General features: G+C 67.0%; 20 protein-coding genes and 1 tRNA gene. 6 read left to right on the top strand and 15 right to left on the bottom strand.

Going from position 1 to position 20,116, the window contains the following annotated elements:
* Window positions 1–89 precede the first annotated feature (89 nt).
* The 3 genes from AC1DYP_RS14265 to clpX all read right to left on the bottom strand — a co-directional run bounded on the left by AC1DYP_RS14265 (window position 90) and on the right by clpX (window position 4,579).
* Entirely contained in the window at window positions 90–368 is a 279-nt protein-coding gene (locus tag AC1DYP_RS14265) for an HU family DNA-binding protein (RefSeq protein WP_028037652.1), read from the bottom strand.
* A 147-nt stretch (window positions 369–515) separates the two neighbouring features.
* Complete coding sequence (gene lon, locus AC1DYP_RS14260; protein WP_477046870.1) at window positions 516–2,915, bottom strand: endopeptidase La; 2,400 nt, start codon at window positions 2,913–2,915, stop codon at window positions 516–518.
* 401 nt (window positions 2,916–3,316) lie between these two features.
* Complete coding sequence (clpX, locus tag AC1DYP_RS14255; RefSeq protein ID WP_056750002.1) at window positions 3,317–4,579, bottom strand: ATP-dependent Clp protease ATP-binding subunit ClpX; 1,263 nt, start codon at window positions 4,577–4,579, stop codon at window positions 3,317–3,319.
* A 381-nt stretch (window positions 4,580–4,960) separates the two neighbouring features.
* Between clpX and AC1DYP_RS14250 the strand changes: the two genes are divergently transcribed.
* Window positions 4,961–5,632, top strand: coding sequence for an HAD-IB family hydrolase (locus AC1DYP_RS14250; protein ID WP_477046869.1), 672 nt, complete (start codon window positions 4,961–4,963; stop codon window positions 5,630–5,632).
* Here the strand turns inward: AC1DYP_RS14250 and AC1DYP_RS14245 are convergent, their stop codons facing one another.
* The 6 genes from AC1DYP_RS14245 to AC1DYP_RS14220 form a co-directional block, all read right to left on the bottom strand.
* Window positions 5,633–6,634, bottom strand: a complete 1,002-nt coding sequence (locus tag AC1DYP_RS14245) for an AAA family ATPase (protein ID WP_477046868.1) — start codon at window positions 6,632–6,634, stop codon at window positions 5,633–5,635.
* On the bottom strand, window positions 6,631–7,212 hold the full coding sequence (pnuC, locus tag AC1DYP_RS14240; protein ID WP_477046867.1) for a nicotinamide riboside transporter PnuC: 582 nt from the start codon (window positions 7,210–7,212) through the stop codon (window positions 6,631–6,633). Before pnuC ends, AC1DYP_RS14245 begins: the two co-directional genes overlap by 4 nt.
* A 70-nt stretch (window positions 7,213–7,282) precedes the next feature.
* Entirely contained in the window at window positions 7,283–7,630 is a 348-nt protein-coding gene (locus AC1DYP_RS14235) for a hypothetical protein (protein ID WP_477046866.1), read from the bottom strand.
* Between the two features lie 128 nt (window positions 7,631–7,758).
* On the bottom strand, window positions 7,759–8,388 hold the full coding sequence (locus AC1DYP_RS14230) for an ATP-dependent Clp protease proteolytic subunit (protein WP_477034026.1): 630 nt from the start codon (window positions 8,386–8,388) through the stop codon (window positions 7,759–7,761).
* 177 nt (window positions 8,389–8,565) lie between these two features.
* Window positions 8,566–9,924, bottom strand: a complete 1,359-nt coding sequence (gene tig, locus AC1DYP_RS14225; protein ID WP_477046904.1) for a trigger factor — start codon at window positions 9,922–9,924, stop codon at window positions 8,566–8,568.
* Window positions 9,925–10,129: 205 nt separating this feature from the next.
* Window positions 10,130–10,214: transfer RNA gene (locus AC1DYP_RS14220), tRNA-Leu, on the bottom strand.
* Between the two features lie 311 nt (window positions 10,215–10,525).
* Here AC1DYP_RS14220 and AC1DYP_RS14215 point away from each other — a divergent pair.
* A complete protein-coding gene (locus AC1DYP_RS14215; protein ID WP_477046865.1) occupies window positions 10,526–10,702 on the top strand; it encodes a hypothetical protein in 177 nt (58 codons plus the stop codon).
* Here AC1DYP_RS14215 and AC1DYP_RS14210 read toward each other — a convergent pair.
* The 3 genes from AC1DYP_RS14210 to AC1DYP_RS14200 form a co-directional block, all read right to left on the bottom strand.
* Window positions 10,699–12,150, bottom strand: a complete 1,452-nt coding sequence (locus tag AC1DYP_RS14210; protein ID WP_477046864.1) for an NAD(P)H-hydrate dehydratase — start codon at window positions 12,148–12,150, stop codon at window positions 10,699–10,701. The two genes, AC1DYP_RS14215 and AC1DYP_RS14210, sit on opposite strands and share 4 nt — an antisense overlap.
* 15 nt (window positions 12,151–12,165) lie before the next feature.
* The gene (locus AC1DYP_RS14205) at window positions 12,166–12,735 is read right to left on the bottom strand and encodes a histidine phosphatase family protein (protein WP_477046863.1); all 570 of its coding nucleotides are present in this window, start codon (window positions 12,733–12,735) and stop codon (window positions 12,166–12,168) included.
* Between the two features lie 72 nt (window positions 12,736–12,807).
* The gene (locus AC1DYP_RS14200; RefSeq protein ID WP_477046862.1) at window positions 12,808–13,029 is read right to left on the bottom strand and encodes a hypothetical protein; all 222 of its coding nucleotides are present in this window, start codon (window positions 13,027–13,029) and stop codon (window positions 12,808–12,810) included.
* A 211-nt stretch (window positions 13,030–13,240) separates the two neighbouring features.
* On the opposite strand from AC1DYP_RS14200, the gene AC1DYP_RS14195 reads away from it, so the two are divergent.
* Both AC1DYP_RS14195 and glnA read left to right on the top strand, forming a co-directional pair.
* Window positions 13,241–13,579, top strand: a complete 339-nt coding sequence (locus AC1DYP_RS14195) for a P-II family nitrogen regulator (RefSeq protein WP_035089775.1) — start codon at window positions 13,241–13,243, stop codon at window positions 13,577–13,579.
* Window positions 13,580–13,618: 39 nt separating this feature from the next.
* Window positions 13,619–15,028, top strand: coding sequence for a type I glutamate--ammonia ligase (gene glnA / locus AC1DYP_RS14190; RefSeq protein ID WP_477046861.1), 1,410 nt, complete (start codon window positions 13,619–13,621; stop codon window positions 15,026–15,028).
* A 57-nt stretch (window positions 15,029–15,085) separates the two neighbouring features.
* On the opposite strand, the gene AC1DYP_RS14185 is transcribed toward glnA, so the two are convergent.
* Complete coding sequence (locus AC1DYP_RS14185; RefSeq protein ID WP_477034033.1) at window positions 15,086–15,508, bottom strand: putative quinol monooxygenase; 423 nt, start codon at window positions 15,506–15,508, stop codon at window positions 15,086–15,088.
* A complete protein-coding gene (locus AC1DYP_RS14180; RefSeq protein ID WP_477046860.1) occupies window positions 15,505–16,395 on the bottom strand; it encodes a LysR family transcriptional regulator in 891 nt (296 codons plus the stop codon). The genes AC1DYP_RS14185 and AC1DYP_RS14180 overlap by 4 nt, the downstream gene beginning before the upstream one ends.
* 93 nt (window positions 16,396–16,488) lie before the next feature.
* Between AC1DYP_RS14180 and AC1DYP_RS14175 the strand changes: the two genes are divergently transcribed.
* On the top strand, window positions 16,489–17,223 hold the full coding sequence (locus tag AC1DYP_RS14175) for a hypothetical protein (RefSeq protein WP_477046859.1): 735 nt from the start codon (window positions 16,489–16,491) through the stop codon (window positions 17,221–17,223).
* Here the strand turns inward: AC1DYP_RS14175 and AC1DYP_RS14170 are convergent.
* Complete coding sequence (locus tag AC1DYP_RS14170; RefSeq protein WP_477046858.1) at window positions 17,220–17,573, bottom strand: Kazal-type serine protease inhibitor domain-containing protein; 354 nt, start codon at window positions 17,571–17,573, stop codon at window positions 17,220–17,222. The genes AC1DYP_RS14175 and AC1DYP_RS14170 overlap by 4 nt on opposite strands.
* A 157-nt stretch (window positions 17,574–17,730) precedes the next feature.
* On the opposite strand from AC1DYP_RS14170, the gene parE reads away from it, so the two are divergent.
* Window positions 17,731–19,827 (top strand): DNA topoisomerase IV subunit B, encoded by a 2,097-nt coding sequence (gene parE / locus AC1DYP_RS14165; RefSeq protein ID WP_477046857.1) that lies wholly within the window; start codon window positions 17,731–17,733, stop codon window positions 19,825–19,827.
* The last annotated feature ends 289 nt before the right edge of the window (window positions 19,828–20,116 follow it).

Here is a 20,116-nt window from a genome sequence, read left to right as displayed (position 1 = left end):
GTGGGAGATACCCCGTCCGCCCGGAAAAGTCCTGCATAGAAAAGGCGGGACGCCTCGTGGCGGCCCGCCCTCGAAATCCGTTTACTGGATCAGCCGTTCAGCGTGGTCTTCAGACCTTCGCCGACCTGGAACCGGGCGGTCTTGGACGCCGGACGGTTCACGGTCTCGCCGGTGCGCGGGTTGCGCGCGGTGCCCGCGGCGCGAGCGACGGCCTTGAAGGTGCCAAAGCCGACCAGACGTACGTCCTCGCCCGATTTCAGCGAGCTGGTGACGGCGTCGATGAAAGCCTCGAGAGCGTCCTTAGCCTGGTTCTTGTTGATGCCCGCCTTTTCGGCGATCGCCGTGACGAGTTCGGCCTTTGTGGTCATGTTCTTCTCCCAGCATGAAAGCGGCGGCGCTGGCTACAGCTCACGCCGCTTCGCTCGACCGGGAGTATGCGGGGTTAAGACGGCTCGTCAAACGAAGGCGGCGCGGAAAATCTCCGCGCCGCCTAAGTTATCCACGATAAGTTACTGCTAGTGGGTCAGAACAGCGTCGCTGTCGCCGTCTTCAACCTTCGCAGTTGCAGCAATCGGCTCATCCTCTTCACTCCACTCGACGGGCGTCAGCGGGCCCGTGAGGGCGTGCTTGAGCACTTCGTCGACCGTCGAGACGGGGATGATTTCCAGACCGTCCTTCACGCTTTGCGGGACGTCGGCCAGATCCTTCTCGTTCTCCTGAGGGATCAGAACCGTCTTCACGCCGGAGCGCAGGGCGGCTAGCAACTTCTCCTTCAGGCCGCCGATCGCGGTGACCCGGCCACGCAGGGTGATCTCGCCGGTCATGGCGATTTCCTTGCGGATCGGGATGCCGGTCAGCACCGAGACCATAGCCACGGCCATGGCGGCGCCGGCCGACGGGCCGTCCTTGGGGGTCGCGCCGTCCGGCACGTGGATGTGCACGTCGGTCTTCTCGAACACCGGCGGCTTGACGCCGAAGTGCAGGGCCCGCGAGCGGACGTAGGACTGGGCCGCCGAGATCGACTCCTTCATCACTTCCTTGAGGTTGCCGGTGACCGTCATGCGGCCCTTGCCCGGCATCTTCACGGCTTCGATGGTCAGGATGTCGCCGCCGAACTCGGTCCAGGCCAGACCGGTGACGATGCCGACCTGGTCGATCTCGTCGGTCTCGCCGTAGCGGTACTTCTGGACGCCCGCGTACTTGGCCAGGCGCTCGTCGTCGATCGTGATCGAGGCGACTTTTTCACGGGCCAGATCGCGGACGGTCTTGCGGGCCAGGGCGCCCAGTTCCCGCTCCAGCGACCGCACGCCGGCTTCCCGGGTGTAGTAGCGGATCAGGTCGCGGATCGCCTTTTCGGGCACCACGAACTCGGTCGTCTTCAGGCCGTGGTCCTTCATCAGCTTGGGCAGCACGTGGCGCTTGGCGATCTCCAGCTTCTCGTCCTCGGTGTAGCCGGGGATGCGGATGATCTCCATGCGGTCCAGCAGCGGCTGGGGCATGTTGAGGCTGTTGGCCGTGGTGACGAACATCACCTGGCTCAGGTCGTAGTCGACTTCCAGATAGTGGTCGCCGAAGGTCGAGTTCTGGGCCGGGTCCAGCACTTCCAGCAGGGCCGAGGACGGGTCGCCGCGATAGTCGCTGCCCATCTTGTCGATCTCGTCCAGCAGGACGAAGGCGTTGGTGGTCTTCGCCTTCTTCATGGTCTGGATGATCTTGCCGGGCATCGAGCCGATATAGGTCCGACGGTGACCGCGGATCTCGGCCTCGTCGCGCACGCCGCCCAGCGAGATGCGGGCGAATTCGCGACCGGTCGCCTTGGCCAGCGAGCGGCCCAGCGAAGTCTTGCCGACGCCCGGAGGGCCGACCAGGCACAGGATCGGGCCCTTCAGGGAGCCGGTGCGCGCCTGCACGGCCAGGTACTCAAGGATGCGCTCCTTGACCTTCTCCAGGCCGTAGTGGTCCTCCTCGAGGATGCCTTCAGCCTCGACCAGGTCGATCTTCTTGGTCTTGGCCTTGCCCCACGGGATCGACAGCATCCAGTCCAGATAGTTCCGGACCACGGTGCTCTCGGCCGACATCGGGCTCATGTTGCGCAGCTTCTTCAGTTCGCCCTCGGCCTTGGCCCGGGCTTCCTTGGAAAGCTTGGTCTTCTTGATGCGCTTTTCGAGCTCGATCAGTTCGTCGCGCTGATCGTCGGGGTCGCCCAGCTCGCGCTGGATCGCCTTCATCTGCTCGTTCAGATAGTACTCGCGCTGGGTCTTCTCCATCTGGCGCTTCACGCGCGAGCGGATCTTCTTCTCGACCTGCAGCACCGAGATCTCGCCCTCCATCAGGGCGAAGACCTTCTCCAGGCGCTTCACGACGTCGAAGATTTCCAGCAGGTGCTGCTTGTCGCCGATCTTGACCGACAGGTGGGCCGAGATGCTGTCGGCCAGCTTGCCGGGCTCGGCGATCTGCGGGATCGAGGCCAGGGCCTCGGGCGGCACCTTCTTGTTCAGTTTGACGTAGTTCTCGAACTGCTCGACGACGGCGCGCGACAGCGCCTCGGCCTCGGGGCCGACGCCCTGGTCCTCGTTCACCTCGCCGACCTGGGCCTCGTAATAGGCCTCCTGGTCGGTGAAGCGCACGACGGCCGCGCGGCCCTTGCCCTCGACCAGCACCTTCACGGTGCCGTCGGGCAGCTTCAGCAGTTGCAGGACGGTGGCCAGCACGCCGACATCGTAGATGTCGGTCGGCGCCGGATCGTCGTCGGCCGAGTTCTTCTGGGTGACCAGAAGGATCTCCTTGCCGCCGCGCATCACCTCTTCGAGGGCGCGAACGGACTTGTCACGCCCGACGAACAACGGGACCACCATATGCGGGAACACAACGATATCCCGCAGGGGCAGCACAGGAAGCGTACGAATCTCAGACATGATGCTTTCTACTCCTGGCCGGCGCGTTGCACTCGCGCTCGGCCACGCGGGCCGCCGTCACCCAGACGATGCGCCTGAGTCGTGCGACCCGTCCGCTCGGGACTGAGCGGATGTTCGTTATTTATGTGGACCTTTTGCAACACGGTTCAAGCGCACTCGCCTGGTAGCGGCGACGGGTCGCGGCCGAGTGGCCAAGGTGCAATGTCCATGCCCCCTGCCCGGCTCCACCATGCACGATCCTTGCTGGCGCGCGGTCGGCGACGCCTAAGTCCTGCCGCGACCGAGGTTTCCACGGGCGGCGTTCGCGCCCAGCGTCACAACAGGATCCGGGCCGGTGTGATGAAAAGGGCGCGCCCGGCCAAGCCGGACGCGCCCAATTTCACAAGCCTAGCCGAAGAGGTTTAGGCCGAAGCGGCCCCGCCCTTCTTCTCGGCGTAGATCAGCAGCGGCTGGGCCCGGCCTTCGACGACCTCGGCGTTGACCACCACTTCCTCGACGCCCTCGTAGTTGGGCAGTTCGAACATGGTCTCCAGCAGGATGCCTTCCATGATCGAACGCAGGCCGCGCGCGCCGGTCTTGCGGGCGATGGCCTTCTTGGCGACGCCGTGCAGGGCGTCGTCGGTGAAGGTCAGGCCGATGTTCTCCATCTCGAACAGGCGCTGGTACTGTTTGACGAAGGCGTTCTTCGGCTCGGTCAGGATCTTCACCAGGGCGGCCTCGTCGAGGTCCTCCAGGGTGGCGATCACCGGCAGGCGGCCGATGAATTCCGGGATCAGGCCGAAGCGCTGCAGGTCGTCGGGCTCGACGCCGCGCAGGATCTCGCCCGTGCGACGCTCTTCCGGATCCGCCACCTTGGCGCCGAAGCCGATCGACTTGCCCTGGCCGCGCGCCGAGATGATGCGCTCCAGGCCCGCGAAGGCCCCGCCGCAGATGAACAGGATGTTCGTGGTGTCGACCTGCAGGAACTCCTGCTGCGGATGCTTGCGCCCGCCTTGCGGCGGCACGGAGGCGACGGTGCCTTCCATGATCTTCAGCAGGGCCTGCTGCACGCCTTCGCCCGACACGTCGCGGGTGATCGACGGGTTGTCGGACTTGCGGCTGATCTTGTCGATTTCGTCGATATAGACGATGCCGCGCTGGGCGCGCTCGACGTTGTAGTCGGCGGCTTGCAGCAGCTTGAGCACGATGTTCTCGACGTCTTCGCCCACATAACCGGCTTCGGTCAGGGTGGTGGCGTCGGCCATCGTGAACGGCACGTCGATGATTCGGGCCAGCGTCTGGGCCAGCAGGGTCTTACCCGTGCCGGTCGGACCGACCAGCAGGATGTTCGACTTGGCCAGCTCGACGTCGTTGTTCTTCGAGGCGTGGTTCAGGCGCTTGTAGTGATTGTGCACCGCGACCGCGAGCACCTTCTTGGCGTGATTTTGCCCAATCACGTAATCGTCCAGGACTTCGCAGATCTCGCGCGGCGTGGGCACGCCGTCCTTGGACTTCACGAAGGCGATCTTGTGCTCTTCACGGATGATATCCATGCAGAGTTCGACGCATTCATCGCAGATGAACACCGTCGGGCCGGCGATGAGCTTGCGCACCTCATGCTGGCTCTTTCCGCAGAAAGAACAGTAGAGGGTGCTCTTGGTGTCGCCGCTCGCGGCTTTCGTCATGGTCGCTTCTCACGCTAGGGCGGTCCAGGCCGAAGCCGAAACCACCGACTCCTTAGCGCCTATCCCGCCACCGAGGCAGCAGGATATCCGCCGGGAGTTGTCTAATCCTTGACATTCCCCGATCCGGACGCACGGCACAAGCCTTGGAGCCGATTTACAGCCCCCAAGTTCGTGGATGATGCGTACGGTTTCATGGAATTCTTCTCTAAGATGGCGTTCCAGACCCTCAACGCAAGCCGATGGTCGTTCGCTCCGTCGGGCGGCCCGGCGCGGGCGCCTCGAAATCCGCGAAGAGCTTAGCGGTAAAAGCGGAATCGTGATGCAAGACGGGCTCGGTTGCGGGGCGCGCGAGCGCGGAGACGAATGGCGAAACGTTCACTGATGGCCCGTTCCTCCCTGATGGCCAAGGGCCTGTCGGCTTCGACGCCGATGACGGGAGACCTGCACGAGGGCCCGCCCCTGGTCGCCTTCGATTTCGACGGCACCCTGACGGTTCGCGACAGCTTCACGGCCTTCCTGAAATGGCGGGTCAGCCCCGCGCGGCATTTCATGGGCATGGTGCGCCTGTTCCCCGCCGCCGTGGCCTATGTGTTCGATCGCAACCGCGGCAAGATCAAGGCGGCGGCCGTCCGCGAATTCCTGCGCGGCGTGCCCCTGGAGCAGCTGGAGCGCGAGGCCCGCGCCTTCGCCCAGTCCGAAGCCCCCAAGCTCTTCCGCCCCGACGCCCTGGCCGTCTGGCGGCGCTGGCGGGCCAAGGGCGCCAAGCTGGTGATCGTCACCGCCTCGCCCGACGTGGTGGTCGCGCCGTTCGCCCGCGGCCTGGGCGCCGACCTGTTGATCGGCTCGAAGCTGATGATCAGCGCCGACGACAAGGTGCTGGGCCCCCTGCTGGGCGCCAACTGCCGGGGCGCCGAGAAGGTGACCCGCCTGAAGGAAGTCTTCGGCGACGATTTGTCGCTGGCCGCCGCCTACGGCGACACCTCCGGCGACCGCGAGATGCTGGCCATCGCCCAGGAGAAGGGCTACCGCATCTTCCGGGGCAAGCCGGGCTGATCAGGCCGATGGCTCGAGACCCGGATAGGCCTGGGTGATCGCCCGCACGGCCTGAGCCTCGCGGTCCGCCCAATCGGCCCCCGAAACCGTCACGTAGCGAACGCCGCGCTTGCGCAGTTCGGCCTCGCAGGCCTCGAAGAAGCGACGGCGGTCGGCCTCTCGCGGAAAGTATCGCGAGCCGTCGTCGGCCCAAGGAACGCTCACGTCGCACAGCAGATAGAGGTCGGCATGGTCGTCGAAGGTTTCGAACCATGGGTCCAGACCGGTTTCCAGCATCGTGGCCCAAACGGCTGACAAGACCGGATCGGTGTCCTCGATCAGGATCCGCCGGGTCTGGCGCTTGGCCGCCGCCACGGCCGCCAGGTGCCCCTGGACGATCCGCTGGATGTCGAGCGCCTGGACGCTGGCGCCGAACGCCTCGGTGTAGATGCGGCCGTATTCTGGGACCACCACCGCGCCGAAGCGCTCGCCGAGCCGCCTCGCCAGGGTGCTCTTGCCGGTCGATTCCGGACCGAACAGACAGACCCGCCTGACGAAATAGGGCCGCACGGGCTGGGGCAGGAAGTCCCATTGGGCGAACGGATCGGCGCGCACCGCCGTGCCCGACACCGGTCTTGCCAGGCGGGCGCCGTCCACCGGCACGAAGCGCGCGCCAACCTCGGCGGCGAGGCGATGACCGTAGTCCTCCGACGCGAAAACCACGTCGACCTCGCCGGCGTAGCGCCGCACCACGTCGCGCCAGATGTCCCAGAACTCGGGATGGTCGGCCGGCTCCTGCGGCAGGTCCTCCTCGCACCACAGCACCCGGCAATCCGGAAACAGCTCCTTCATCCAGGTCCAGCGCAACGCGCCCGGGATGGGGTCGTCCGGCAGCGAGCAGACGAGGATGGTCAGCCGCTCGCAATAGGCGCGGGCGAAATCCGCCAGGAACACATGCCCCTGGTGCGGCGGCATGAACTTGCCCAGCAGGAAGCCCCGGGCGGGCTTGGCCAGGAAGCTCATCCGGCGCTCGCCGCGACGAGCGCCTGGCCCGATCTCGCGCGTCGCCAGGTCCAGGCGCCGTAGAAGACATTGACGAACAGCAGGCCGTAGAGCGCGGTCGTCCACCACAGCGCCTGGCCGGCATAGACGTAGATCGACAGCAGGTTGACCGCGCCCCACACCGCCCAGTGCTTGATCTGCTTCCGGTCCAGCAGGAACTGGGCCAGGACGCTGAGCGTGAAGATCGCCATGTCCAGATAGGGCGAGCTGGCGTTGGTCAGCCGCGCCAGCAGCCAGGAGATCGAGACGCTGGGGACGGCGGCGGCCAGCAGGACCAGCCCTACCCGCCCCCAGGACCAATCGCCGATCGGCGGCTCCCGGCCGCGATCTCCCCGCGTCCAGAACCACCAGCCATAGACCTGGATGGCGGTGAAATAGATCTGCAGTCCGGCGCTGGCGTAGAGCTTGGCGCTCCAGAACACCCAGAAGAACAGCGCTGTGGCGACCAGGCCGACCGGATAGAGCGCCTTCTTCAGGTGCACGGTAAGGAACACGCTCACCAAGGTCAGTATCGTCGCGCCGATCTCGAGCCAGCTCACCGGCGCCCCCGCTTCGGAAAGCCTGGAACCTACTCAAGCCAAAGCCTCGCCGCCAGCGCGTTGCGCTCGGCTAGCGCGGCTTCTGGCCGCTCTCGGCTTCGATCCGCGCCACGGTCTGGGCGTGCGACTTGCACATGTAGAAGCCCGGCTTGATCTTGCCGTAGCCCTTGGCGTTGGCGGCGTAGATCTTCCCGCCGGCTGTGGCCCGCCAGACGATCGGCTCCGACCGGCAATAGGCCTTGGCGGCCTTCAGCGTCGAAAAGGTCCGGGGCGCGAGCGTGGTCGGCAGGTTCTGGTAGGCCGAAGGGTTGGCGCACACCGACGGGTCGCACTGCGCGTGAGCCGCGATCGGCGTGGACAGCGCCGCGACGAAACTGGACACGGCGATCGCCGCGTGCCGGCTGGACCTGAAGGCCATGACTTGCATCCCCCGAGCGCGCAGTTCGCACGCGACCAAGCCAGAATACAAACCAAAGTTCTCCGAAATGAAAAAGCCGCCGACCTCGCGGCCGACGGCTTTTCCAGTTTCTCTCGAGCTAGAGGCGCTTAGGCCTTCTCGTCCGAGGCGTCGTCGCGGCTTTCGTTGATGTGGTCGATCAGACCCCAGGCCTTGGCTTCCTCGGCGCTCATGAAGTGGTCGCGGTCGAGGGTCTTTTCGACTTCCTCATAGGTGCGGCCGGTGTGCTTGACGTAGATCTCGTTCAAGCGGCGCTTGGTCTTGATGATGTCCTCGGCGTGGCGCTCGATGTCCGAGGCCTGGCCGCGGAAGCCGCCCGACGGCTGGTGGACCATGATGCGGGCGTTCGGCAGCGCGATGCGCTGACCGGGGGCGCCGGCTTGCAGCAGCAGCGAGCCCATCGAGGCCGCCATGCCCATGCACACCGTCGAGACCGGGCTCTTGATGTATTGCATGGTGTCGTAGATCGCCAGGCCGGCCGTCACCACGCCGCCCGGCGAGTTGATGTACATGGCGATTTCCTTCTTGGGGTTCTCGGACTCCAGGAAGAGCAGCTGGGCGCAGATCAGGCTGGCCATCCCGTCTTCGACGGGGCCGGTCAGGAAGATGATCCGCTCTTTCAACAGACGGGAGAAGATGTCGAACGCCCGCTCGCCGCGGCTGGTCTGTTCGACCACCATCGGCACGAGGTTCATCGCCGTCGCCATCGGATCATACATAGGGATCGCCCTTTTCATTGTGTCTGGGCGGCGCGAGCGAATCAGCCCCCGCGCGCCGTCGCCAACGCATATCGCGTGGCGCTTAACAGGTTGCAAGGAGCCGGGCCGAAGCGCGAGCCATGAAAAAGGGCGCGACCCTCGCGGACCGCGCCCTGATTTTGTTCGAGGAAGCCGGCCTTAGCCGCCGTAGCCTTCCGGAAGATCGTCTTCTTCCATCAGCTCTTCCTTAGAGACTTCCTTTTCCTCGATCTTGGCCTTGCCGAAGATCAGGTCGACGACCTTGTCTTCGTAGATCGGGGCGCGCAGGGCGGCCTGCAGGTCGGCGCGCTGGCGGTACATGTCGAACACCTGCTGGGCTTGCGCGCCGTACTGGCGGGCTTCGCGCATCATGGCGTCGGCCAGTTCCTGCTCGGTCACGGCCACGTCGTTCTTGCGGCCGATCTCGGCGAGCACCAGACCCAGGCGCACGCGGCGCTCGGCGATCTTCTTGTACTCGTCCTTCAGCTGGTCTTCGGTCTTGCCTTCGTCCTCGGGCGGCAGGCCGCCTTGGGTCTTGTCGGCCTGGACCTGTTGCCAGATGCCGGCGAACTCGGCGTCGACCATGCGCGGCGGCAGAGCGAAGTCGTGCTTGCTGTCCAGGATGTCCAGCAGGGCGCGCTTCAGCTTGAAGCGCGAGCTGTTGCTGTAGCGGCCTTCCAGGTTCGACTTCAGCAGGTCCTTCAGGGCGGCCAGGTCGGTCAGACCCAGGCGCTTGGCCAGCTCGTCGTCGGGCTCGGCGTCGACCGGGGCGCGCACTTCCTTGACGGTGGTGGCGAACTCGGCGTCCTTGCCGGCCAGGCTGGCGGCTTGGTAGTCGGCCGGGAACGCGACCTTCACGGTCACTTCGTCGCCCGGCTTGGCGCCGACCAGCTGGGCTTCGAAGCCCGGGATGAACTGGCCCGAACCCAGGGTCAGCTCGGCGTCGGTGGCGGTGCCGCCGTCGAAGGCCACGCCGTCGATGGTGCCGACGAAGTCGATCAGGAGTTGGTCCCCGTCCTTGGCCTTCAGGGACTTGCCCGTGCGCGGCTCATAGGTGCGGGCCTGCTTGGCCAGGTCGGCCAGGGCTTCGCCGACTTCGGCGTCCGAGACCTTGTAGACCGGCTTGATCAGCTCGATCGACGCGGGGTCGATCGGCTCGAAGTCCGGCATCACTTCCACGGCCAGTTCGAAGGCCAGGTCCTCGCCGCCGGCGAGCACCTTGTCCATGTCGGACGACGGCTTCAGGTCCGGCTGGCCGGCGGGGCGCAGCTTGTTGTCTTCCAGCACCTTCTGAGCGCCTTCGTTCAGCGTCGCCTCGATGACTTCGCCCATCAGGGCCTTGCCGTAGAGGCGGCGAACGTGCGCGGTCGGCACCTTGCCAGGGCGGAAGCCCTTGACGTTCATCTGGGGCGCGACCTCGGCGATCCGGGCTTCGAGACGCGTGGCGAGTTCACTCGCGGGCACCGTCACGCCATAAACGCGGCTGAGGCCTTCGCCCGACTTTTCAACGATCTGCATCGACATTCTTAGCTTCTCGGCTCTTCGGGCGTTCGCGCCCGTCGTCCGCCCCAGGGGTCAAAACATCAAAGCCGCCCACGTCACCGGGGCGGCGAAAGAGCGCCCTTATGTCACGCGTTTGGCGACCATCCAAGGGCATTGGCGCCCTCATGGGACGAAAGTCCCGATGAAGACGTGCGCCCCGCCGGGCGAGAGCCCGGCGAAGTGGTGCGGATGAGAGGACTCGAACCTCCACGCCTCTCGGCGCTAGAACCTAAATCTAGTGCGTCTACCAGTTTCGCCACATCCGCACGATGCGCGGACAGCGGGTTAGACACGCCCGGCCGGCTTGGCAAGTCGCCAGGCGATCCAGGCAGGTTTGCCGGGGGACCAACGCCCCGCTCGCGGCATGCGATTATTTCTTTCAACCCCAGGGAACAACTTCCCGCGCGGCCGGTTATGCAGATGTCCGCGGTTGTTCAACAACGCCCCGGATTTACACCGGCCCAGGCCATGCCCCCCCGACTGACGCCTGGGCCGGTGTTTCCCCTCCTGAAATCGACACGGAACAATCTGGCCTCGGACGGGTTTGCGTCTGAGTTCCGTTGCGTGAGCGTGCACCATGGAAACCATCGAAGTCGTCGAAGGCGATAAGGGCTGGACGGTCAGGCACCGCGCCCGGGTCCTGTTCATCGACACCGTCGAGGAACGAACCTTCCAGACGGCGCTGGCCATCAGCCACACCCTGTTCGACGAGGGCGTCCCGACCCAGGTCGTTCTGATCCGTCAAAGCAACTAGGCGCGGTCGCGCCACAGCTTTCCCAACACCGCCGGCGCAAGGTCCGGCAGATCCTCGGCGATCAGGCCCGGTCCATGGGCCGCCCCCGCTTCCGCGTGGATCCAGGCCGCCGCGCACGCCGCCTCGAAACTTTCCATGCCCTGGGCGATCAGGCCGGCGATGAACCCGGCCAGCACGTCGCCCGCGCCGGCCGTCGCCAGCCAGGGCGCGCCGTTCAGGCTGACCGCCGCCCGTCCGTCGGGCGAAGCGACCACCGTGTCCGACCCCTTCAGCAGCACCACCGCCCCCGCCCGTCGCGCGGCTTCCCGCGCCGCCGTGATCCGTTCGGGCGAAGCGGTCAGCAAGCCGGGGAAGATCCGCTCGAACTCGCCGGGATGCGGGGTCAGCACGTCGTCGCGGTCGAGCGCCGAAAACAGCGCGCCCGGATCTTCGGCGAAGCTGGTCAGGGCGTCGGCGTCGACCACAAGGGCCGCGCCGTTGCGAGCCAGGGCGAAGACATGACGCATCGTCGCCTCCCCCACCCCCGCCGCCGGTCCGATCACCACCGCGTCCGCCGTCGCCGCGCGGGTCTGCAGGTCGTACTCGCTTTCGAACGGCGCCAGCATCACCGCCTCCAGGTGGGCGGCGTTGACGGCCAGGGCGTTGGGCGGCGAGAGCACCGTCACCACGCCCGCGCCGATCCGCAACGCTCCCCGCGCCGCCAGCCGGACCGCCCCGGTGTTCCAGGCTTCACCGCTGACCGCCATCATCCGCCCCCGGGCGTGCTTGTGGGCGTCGACCGCCGGCCAGGGGAACCGCTGGGCCCACAGGCCGGGATCGTTCTCGAACAGACGCCCCTGCCCGGTCTCCTGCAAGCCGATGTCGGCGACCACCACCTCGCCGCAGGCCGCCCGCCCCTGGGCCAGCACGTGAGCGGGCTTGCGGCGATGGAAGGTGACCGTCAGCTCCGCCTTCAAGGCCCGCTCGCCGAGCGGCCGTCCTGTGTCGCCGACAATCCCGCTGGGCACGTCGACGGCGACGATCCGCGCCGCGCCCGGCATGACCCGCGCCAGGCGATCGGCCTCGCCTTCCAAGGGTCGCGACAGGCCCGCGCCGAACAGGCAGTCGATATAGAGCGACGCCGAGCCGGGCTGTGAAACCAGCGGTCCGGTCTCGCCCCTCCAGCGCCCGGCCGCCCACTGCGCCGCCTGGCTGACAGGCGGGGCCAGCGCCTCGACCCGCACGGGCCAGCCGCGACGCTTCAAATGCCGAGCGATGACATAGCCGTCGCCGCCGTTGTCGCCGGGACCGCACCAGACCACCATGGAACAACGCGCATAGCGTTCGCGAATGACGTCGGCCACGGCCTGGCCTGCCCGCTCCATCAGGATGGTGGTGGGAGCTCCCGCCTCGGCGGCCGCGCGGTCCGCCGCGGTCATCTCGGCGACGGTCATGATCTCGCGCGGCACGGCGGCTCCTCTTCTCTACAGGACCTGAGTGGAGGCCTCGCGTCCTTTGTCGACCAGGATCAGGTCGCCGTCGACCAGATCGAACACCGTCACCGAGACATGGTCGGGCCGGAACGCCGCCACCGCCTCGCCGCCCGTCGCCACCGACACCGTCGCGTTCAGGGCCACGAAATGGCTGAACACCGCCGCGCCAGGATGCGAGGCCACGCCCTCGGCGACCTGCCGAGTCCAGGCCGCGTAGTCGAGATCGCCCCGTATGTCGCTCCACCGTCCCTGGAAGGCCGCGCGCAACCAGCCGGGGCGCGCCTCGGCGTGGAGGGTTGCCGGCGTCGGGATCTCGCCGACCCGGGAATCGATCTCCACGCTCACGCCCAGGGCGTCGGCCAGCGGCTGAGCGGTCTCCCGGCAGCGCCGCAGGGGCGAGCTCACCACCCGGGACGGGCGCTCGTTCTCGGGCAAGGCCAGCAGAACGCCCGCCACGGCCCGCGCCTGTTCGGCGCCGACCTCGTCCAGCCCAGGATCCTGATCCGCGTCGCCCCAGGTCGAGGCAGGTCGGCCGTGACGGATCATGTGAATACGGCTCATCGACTTTCCCATCCCCGCAAGATCTTCCCAGCGTCGCCCGCGACGCCGGGTTTCGTTCTAACGCTTCCGGCGTCAGACCGGGCGCGCTTCGCCATCGGAACGTGCGAATGCGCAAAAACAAACCTCGACCTTATCGCCTCGCCCACTGCGGATTCCGCCGCAATCTTCAGCAGTTTTCGAATCGACGGCGCATTTTTGGCCATCCCGCCGAAACACCGCCAACGCGATCCAGTCGCGGAGGATGCGCCTTGCGTCCAGTTCTTCGCCGACAAAACCGCCGTTTTGGCGATCCATGGTCGACAATCGATGTCCACGGGACGGTTTGGCCGACCAAACACGCGCTGATCAGTTTTGATGCTTTACGTGCACAAATAATCATCAATGAGCGAAACTCGACGGAACTCGCCCCATAAAGCGCTTCACCGCGCTTGTGAGCCGACAGGCCGGCGTGCTCCGTGCCGCTCTGTCAGCGGCGCCCGCGCCGTTTGGGCGTGAAAGAAGTCTGATGAAAAAGATCGAAGCCGTCATCAAGCCGTTCAAGCTGGATGAGGTCAAAGAGGCGCTCCAGGACATGGGCGTGCAGGGCATGACCGTGCTGGAAGCCAAGGGCTATGGCCGCCAGAAGGGCCATACCGAGCTCTATCGCGGCGCCGAGTACGTCGTCGACTTTCTCCCCAAGATCAAAGTCGAAGTCGTGGTCGAAGACAGCCAGTTGGAACCCGCGCTCGAAGCCATCACCAACGCCGCCCGCACGGGCCGCATAGGCGACGGCAAGATTTTCGTGTCCGAGATCACGGAAGTCGTCCGCATCCGCACCGGAGAAACCGGCCCGTCCGCCGTCTAGGCCGCGCCGAAAACCGCTTAACGCTCAAAGGGGATAACGATGAGCACCGCCAAGCAAATCCTGGATCTGATCAAGGAAAAGGACGTCAAGTACGTCGACGTTCGTTTCACCGACGTGCGCGGCAAGCTGCAGCACGTCACCTTCGACATCGATCTGGTCGATGACGACTTCCTCAACGACGGCACTATGTTCGACGGCTCGTCGATCTCGGGCTGGAAGGCCATCAACGAGTCGGACATGAAGCTGCGTCCGGACCTGACGACCGCGATCATCGATCCGTTCTACCAGCAGACCACCCTGGCGCTGTTCTGCGACGTGGTGAACCCCGACACGGGCACCCCCTACAACCGCGACCCGCGCTCGATCGCCAAGAACGCCCTGGCCTACGTCAAGTCGTCGGGCATCGGCGACACCGTGTTCTTCGGCCCGGAAGCCGAGTTCTTCATCTTCGACGACGTTCGCTGGAACACCTCGTCGAACAACACCGGCTACTCGTTCGACTCCGTCGAACTGCCGGGCAACTCGGCCAAGGAATATCCGGAAGGCAACATGGGCCACCGCCCGGGTCCGAAGGGCGGCTACTTCCCGGTCAACCCGATCGACTCGGCTCAGGACCTGCGCGGCGAAATGCTGGCCGTCATGGGCGAGCTGGGCATGAAGCCGGAAAAGCACCACCACGAAGTGGCGCCCGCCCAGCACGAACTCGGCCTGAAGTTCGACACCATGGTCGTGATGGCCGACCGCATGCAGCTCTACAAGTACGTGATCCACAACGTGGCCCACGCCTACGGCAAGTCGGCCACCTTCATGGCCAAGCCGATGTTCGGCGACAACGGCTCGGGCATGCACGTGCACCAGTCGATCTGGCAGGACGGCAAGCCGCTGTTCGCCGGCGACAAGTACGCCGGCCTGTCGGACATGTGCCTGTGGTACATCGGCGGCATCATCAAGCACGCCAAGGCGATCAACGCGTTCTCGAACTCCACGACGAACTCGTACAAGCGCCTGGTGCCGGGCTACGAAGCCCCGGTGAAGCTGGCCTACTCGTCACGTAACCGCTCGGCCTCGATCCGCATCCCGCACGTCGACTCGCCGAAGGCCAAGCGCATCGAGGCTCGCTTCCCCGACCCGATGGGCAACCCGTACCTGACCTTCGTGGCCCTGCTGATGGCCGGCCTGGACGGCATCAACAACAAGATCGATCCGGGCGCGGCCGCCGACAAGAACCTGTACGACCTGCCGCCCCGCGAGCAGAAGAAGATCCCGGAAGTCTGCGGCTCGCTCCGCGAGGCTCTCGAGAACCTCGACAAGGACCGCGCCTTCCTGAAGGCCGGCGGTGTCATGGATGACGACTTCATCGACAGCTACATCGAGCTGAAGATGGAAGAGGTCATGCGCTTGACCCTGCACCCGCACCCGGTCGAATTCGACATGTACTACAAGTGCTAAGCTTAACCGCTTAGGACGAAGGACGAGGCCCGCGGAGCGATCCGCGGGCCTTTTTCTTTAGGCTTTGGCCAGACCCACGCCCCCGACCGGCGCCGTCTCGAAGCGGTGGCCGAAGCCGGCGATAATCGGGCGGGCCTTGGCGATGGCGGCCTGGACGGACGGCAGTTTCAGCGAGCCGGCGTGGCTGTCCTTGTCGGTCCAGACCTCGGTGATCCACAGGGCGTCGGCGTCGGCCGAGTCCTTGGCGACGATGTAGCTGAGGCAACCGGGCATGCCCTCGGTGCTCTCCGAAAGGATGGCGACCAGTTCGTCCCGCTTACCGGGCGCGGCCTTCATCTGGCCGATCAGTCCGTACATTCCCTTGTCCATTGGGGTCTTCTCCTCCTTGGCCTGGGTCAGCGACGGCGCGGCGACGGCCGCCAGGGCCAGCCCGCCCGCCAACAGCGCGCGCCGTTCGATATCGTCGATTGGATGCGTCATGGTTCCTCCCCCTCGCCAGTCTCGGCGAGCATGGACCGGATCGTGTCAGCATCCAGCGAAGCCAGCGCCGCGCCAAGCCCCAGCAGGTGCAGGGCGTTGAAGCACGGAGGCCGCCCGGCGGGGCGGACGATCCGCACCCGATCAATCCAGCAGGCAGAGCGGACCAGGTCGAGCGGCGCGATGATCGCCCCGCGCCCAGCGGCGCAGCTTTCCATCGCCTCCTCGATCTCGCCGGCGTGGTCCAGCCGCCGCAAGGCCTCCGGCTGGGCGCCGAACACCGTCTCGAACCAGTGCCCGAACACGAACTCGTATTCGTCGTAGGTGGCGAAGGCGGTGCGCGAGAGGGCGGCCAGGTCCTGCGGGACCTCCATCCCGACGGGGGCGGCCAGCACCAGTTCCTCGCGAGCGATCGGCGTCGACTGCACCGGCGCGGCGACGACCGGCCGGTAGGTGACGCCCAGGTCGACGGCCCCGGTCGACACGGCCTGCAGCACCGTCTCGTGCGAGCCGAACAGCAGCTCGATCGGGCGATCCGCCGGCAGTCCCGCATAGAGCCGAGGCGCCAGGCGATAGCGTCCGAAGGCCGAGACCACGGCCAGGCGCAGCGGCCGCAGGGCCGGGTCGGCGCGACTCAGCCGCTCGCGGGTGCGCTCCACCTCGTCCAAAGCCCGGCCGACGGCTTCGAACAGGGCCTGGCCGGCGGCGGTCAGGCGCAGGCCTCGCCCCACCCGCTCGAACAGCGGCCGGCCGATCTCGCGCTCGAAGGCCTTAAGGTCGTGATGGATGGCCGGCGGCGACTTGCCCAGGCGCGGGCTGGCCGCGGCGATGCCGCCCGCCGCCGCCACCGCGTGGAACATCGCCGCCCGCCGCAGATCGACATGTCGCATCGTTTCGCAATCCAGAACGGAGGGCCTATCCGTTCGAAATATTGCCGAACCGCGTTCGGCGCTAGGTCTGGTTTTTCTTCGAAGGAGGCGCCGATGACCTGGAGACACCTGACGCTGGCGGCGGCCCTGGCGGTCGGTCTGGCCGGCGGCCCAGCCCATGCCCAGACTGAACAGGCAGCCTTCCTGTTCACCTATGACGTCGATCGCGGCAAGGAGACCGCCTTCGAGGCCGGCTACGCCGCGCACCTGCAATGGCACGCCGCCCACGCCGACACCCTGCCCTGGTTCGGCTGGTACGTGACCAGCGGCCCGCGCACCGGCCTGTTCGTCGATGGGACGTTCGGGATCCCGTTCGCGGCGATGGACGCTCGCCCAGACCCCGCCGGCGACGGCGCCGACATGGAGGCCCGCGTCCTGCCCTACGCCAAGGCCCGCGCCTATTCGGCCCATGTGCTGTGGCCCGAGCCCAGCACGGTCCGCAGCCTGGAGACCCGTCAGCCCAGCCCGGCGCTCGACGTCTACAGCCTTCGCGTTTCGCCCGGCGACGTCGCGGCCTTCGAGACCGCCCTGCTCGCCTCGGCCAAAGCCGGCAAAGGCGGTCTGGCCTGGACCTGGTACCGCCTGACGGGCGGCGGCGAGCTTGGGAGCTACATGGTGCTGGTCCCGCGCCGGGCCTGGGCCGACCTGGCCGGCCGCCCCGCCGACCTTGCGGGCCTGATGGCGGCGGCTTATGGCGCGAACCCGGACCAGGCCCGCGCGGCGGCCCTGGTCAAAAGCGCCGAAGTCGAGACCTGGTCCTATCAGCCCAAGCTCAGCCGCCTGCCCTAGGCCTTGCACTCGCCCTGGGTCGCGACGCTGGCCCCCGCCGCGGCGGCGGTGCAGGCGCTGGCGTAGGTCTTGCCGTCGCAGCCGCAGACCGGGGCGTAGATCATCGTGCACATCTGCGGCGCCTTGCGGCAGGTCCCAGCGACATCGGCCACATGACACTGACCAGCCGGCGTCTGGCAGACCAGGCCCGAGGCGCACTGGAAGCCCGCGAACCCGCCGCACATGCCGCCCTCGGCCACCGGGGTGCGGGCGCTGGTCGGCGGCGGCGCTGCTGGTCCGGACGGCGCGGCGGCGGTGCAGCTCAGCAGCGTCAACGAAGCCAGGAGGATCGTCAGGGGGCGCCAGGTCATCGACGGTCTCCACGTTCAGGGGCAGGTGCGGCCCGCATCCTGGCATGCACCGCCCGAGGCGGGCAAATCCGCCGCCGGTCCAGCTTTCCACCCCTTTTCTTCCCGAGCCGCGCGGCCCATACGGGGCGCTCCCGCCGAATCGACGCATGTTCCCGTAATGTCCGCTAAAGACGATCCCAACTTCTCGCTGTTCGGCGACGACGCCCTGTCGCCGCCGCCCGCTTCGCCGTTCCCCGCCCGCGAGCCGCATCCCGAGCCCGCGCCGCGTCCGGCCGCCCCGCCGCCTCCGACGGCCGCGCCCAGCGCGCCGCCGCCCTCGTCCGGCGGCTACGACGCCAGCTCGATCGAGGTGCTCGAGGGCCTCGAACCCGTCCGCATGCGTCCCGGCATGTACATCGGCGGCACCGACGAGCGGGCCCTGCACCACCTGTTCGCCGAAGTGCTGGACAATTCGATGGACGAAGCCGTGGCCGGCTTCGCCAAGACCATCGAGGTCAAGCTCGACGCCGACGGCTATCTGTCGGTGCGCGACGACGGTCGCGGCATGCCCGTCGACGAGCACCCCAAGCACCCGGGCAAGTCGGCCCTGGAAGTGATCATGACCGTCCTGCACGCGGGCGGTAAGTTCAGCGGCAAGGCCTACGAGACCTCGGGCGGCCTGCACGGGGTCGGCGCCAGCGTCGTCAACGCCCTGTCCGAACTGGTCGAGGTCACCGTCTGGCGCGACGGCTTCGAGCACCGCCAGAGCTTCGCCCGCGGCAAGCCGCTGGGCCCGGTCGAGCAGATCCAGCCGTCCAAGAAGAAGGGCACCCAGGTGCGCTTCAAGCCCGACGACCAGATCTTCGGCGAGGGCTGCGGCTTCAAGCCGGCGCGCCTGTACCGGATGGCCCGCTCCAAGGCCTATCTGTTCCGCGGCGTGCAGATCAAATGGTCCTGCGATCCGTCGCGAATCCACGACCAGACCCCGCCCGAGGCCACCTTCCACTTCCCCAACGGCCTGGCCGACTTCCTGGCCGAGCGCACCAAGGGGCTGGAGCTGGTCACGCCCGACAGCTTCTCGGGCCGCATCGAGCGCCAGGGCGAGGCCGGCGCCGTCGAGTGGGCCATCGCCTGGACCCCGCGCGGCTTCGGCGAGCACGACGGCTTCATGCAGTCCTACTGCAACACCGTGCCGACCCCCGAGGGCGGCACTCACGAAAGCGGCCTGCGCGCCGCCCTGACCCGGGGCCTCAAGGCCTATGCGGAACTGAAGAACGAGAAGCGCGCGGCGATCATCACCGCCGACGACGTCATCGCCCAGGCCGGCGCCCTGATCTCGGTGTTCATCAAGAACCCGGAATTCCAGGGCCAGACCAAGGAAAAGCTATCGTCGAGCGAGGCCCAGCGTTTCGTCGAGAACGCCCTGCGCGACCCGTTCGACCACTGGCTGACCGGCAGCCCCAAGGCCGCCCAGGCCCTGCTGGAGTTCGTGATCGAGCGGGCCGAGGAACGCCTCAAGCGCCGCAAGGACAAGGAAGTCCAGCGCGCCTCGGCGACCCGCAAGCTGCGCCTGCCGGGCAAGCTGGCCGACTGCGCGGCCGGGGCCGTGGACGGCGCGGAACTGTTCATCGTCGAAGGCGACTCGGCCGGCGGCTCGGCCAAGCAGGCCCGCAACCGCAAGAACCAGGCGATCCTGCCCCTGCGCGGCAAGATCCTCAACGTCGCCTCGGCCACGGGCGAGAAGTTCAGCGCCAACAAGGAACTGTCGGACCTGATGCTGGCCCTCGGGGCCCAGGGCGGCAATCGGTACAAGGAAGAGGATCTGCGCTACGAGCGGATCATCATCATGACCGACGCCGACGTCGACGGCGCCCACATCGCCAGCCTGCTGATCACCTTCTTCTACCGCACCATGCCGGACCTGATCCGCCAGGGTCACCTGTTCCTGGCCCTGCCGCCGCTGTACCGCCTCAGCCACGGCGGCAAGAGCGCCTATGCCCGCGACGACGAGCACAAAGACGAGCTGCTGGCCACGATGTTCAAGGGCAAGAAGCCCGAGATCGGCCGCTTCAAGGGCCTGGGCGAGATGATGGCCTCCCAGTTGAAGGAGACCACCATGGACCCGTCGGTGCGCACCCTGGCCAAGATCACCCTTCCCCGATCCGAGGAAGCCGTCGAGGCCCTGGTCGAGACCCTGATGGGGCGCAAGCCCGAGCTGCGCTTCCGGTTCATCCAGGAGAACGCCGAGTTCGCGGCGGACGACCTGGATCTGTAGGGTTCTTTTCCGAGAGGTCGTCGCGGCGATCACTTGCCCCCTACGGACCGCTTCGCGGTCGTCTTCCCCCACAGGGGGAAGAGGAGATCGTGCGGGGGTCCTCCGCCCCCTATGGGGGCGGGCAGACCGCGAAGCGGTCAGGTGGGGGCAAGTGGGGGTGATCCCACGTCAAAGGCCATGAAGCGCCCAGACACTCTTGAATCCACCCTCCCCCTCCGGGAGAGGGTGAAAGACGGCCTGCCCCCTCCAGCTCACGGCAGGTTGACTCTGAAGTTTACTCGCGTAATTT

Source organism: Caulobacter sp. P1_D6 (genome assembly GCF_056406095.1).
Note: the sequence above shows the minus strand (reverse complement) of the source record. Positions and strands in the feature narration are given on the sequence as shown.

What these genes read in the sequence shown, in the direction of transcription:
- AC1DYP_RS14250 (WP_477046869.1), top strand. Translation starts at nt 4,961, where the DNA reads ATGGCCCGTTCCTCCCTGATGGCCAAGGGCCTGTCGGCTTCGACGCCG.
- AC1DYP_RS14265 (WP_028037652.1), bottom strand. Translation starts at nt 368, where the DNA reads ATGACCACAAAGGCCGAACTCGTCACGGCGATCGCCGAAAAGGCGGGC.
- AC1DYP_RS14230 (WP_477034026.1), bottom strand. Translation starts at nt 8,388, where the DNA reads ATGTATGATCCGATGGCGACGGCGATGAACCTCGTGCCGATGGTGGTC.
- AC1DYP_RS14245 (WP_477046868.1), bottom strand. Translation starts at nt 6,634, where the DNA reads ATGAGCTTCCTGGCCAAGCCCGCCCGGGGCTTCCTGCTGGGCAAGTTC.
- AC1DYP_RS14180 (WP_477046860.1), bottom strand. Translation starts at nt 16,395, where the DNA reads ATGCGACATGTCGATCTGCGGCGGGCGGCGATGTTCCACGCGGTGGCG.
- AC1DYP_RS14205 (WP_477046863.1), bottom strand. Translation starts at nt 12,735, where the DNA reads ATGAGCCGTATTCACATGATCCGTCACGGCCGACCTGCCTCGACCTGG.
- parE (WP_477046857.1), top strand. Translation starts at nt 17,731, where the DNA reads ATGTCCGCTAAAGACGATCCCAACTTCTCGCTGTTCGGCGACGACGCC.
- clpX (WP_056750002.1), bottom strand. Translation starts at nt 4,579, where the DNA reads ATGACGAAAGCCGCGAGCGGCGACACCAAGAGCACCCTCTACTGTTCT.
- AC1DYP_RS14200 (WP_477046862.1), bottom strand. Translation starts at nt 13,029, where the DNA reads ATGGATCGCCAAAACGGCGGTTTTGTCGGCGAAGAACTGGACGCAAGG.
- AC1DYP_RS14215 (WP_477046865.1), top strand. Translation starts at nt 10,526, where the DNA reads ATGGAAACCATCGAAGTCGTCGAAGGCGATAAGGGCTGGACGGTCAGG.
- AC1DYP_RS14195 (WP_035089775.1), top strand. Translation starts at nt 13,241, where the DNA reads ATGAAAAAGATCGAAGCCGTCATCAAGCCGTTCAAGCTGGATGAGGTC.
- tig (WP_477046904.1), bottom strand. Translation starts at nt 9,924, where the DNA reads ATGCAGATCGTTGAAAAGTCGGGCGAAGGCCTCAGCCGCGTTTATGGC.
- AC1DYP_RS14185 (WP_477034033.1), bottom strand. Translation starts at nt 15,508, where the DNA reads ATGACGCATCCAATCGACGATATCGAACGGCGCGCGCTGTTGGCGGGC.
- AC1DYP_RS14235 (WP_477046866.1), bottom strand. Translation starts at nt 7,630, where the DNA reads ATGGCCTTCAGGTCCAGCCGGCACGCGGCGATCGCCGTGTCCAGTTTC.
- glnA (WP_477046861.1), top strand. Translation starts at nt 13,619, where the DNA reads ATGAGCACCGCCAAGCAAATCCTGGATCTGATCAAGGAAAAGGACGTC.
- AC1DYP_RS14175 (WP_477046859.1), top strand. Translation starts at nt 16,489, where the DNA reads ATGACCTGGAGACACCTGACGCTGGCGGCGGCCCTGGCGGTCGGTCTG.
- AC1DYP_RS14170 (WP_477046858.1), bottom strand. Translation starts at nt 17,573, where the DNA reads ATGACCTGGCGCCCCCTGACGATCCTCCTGGCTTCGTTGACGCTGCTG.
- lon (WP_477046870.1), bottom strand. Translation starts at nt 2,915, where the DNA reads ATGTCTGAGATTCGTACGCTTCCTGTGCTGCCCCTGCGGGATATCGTT.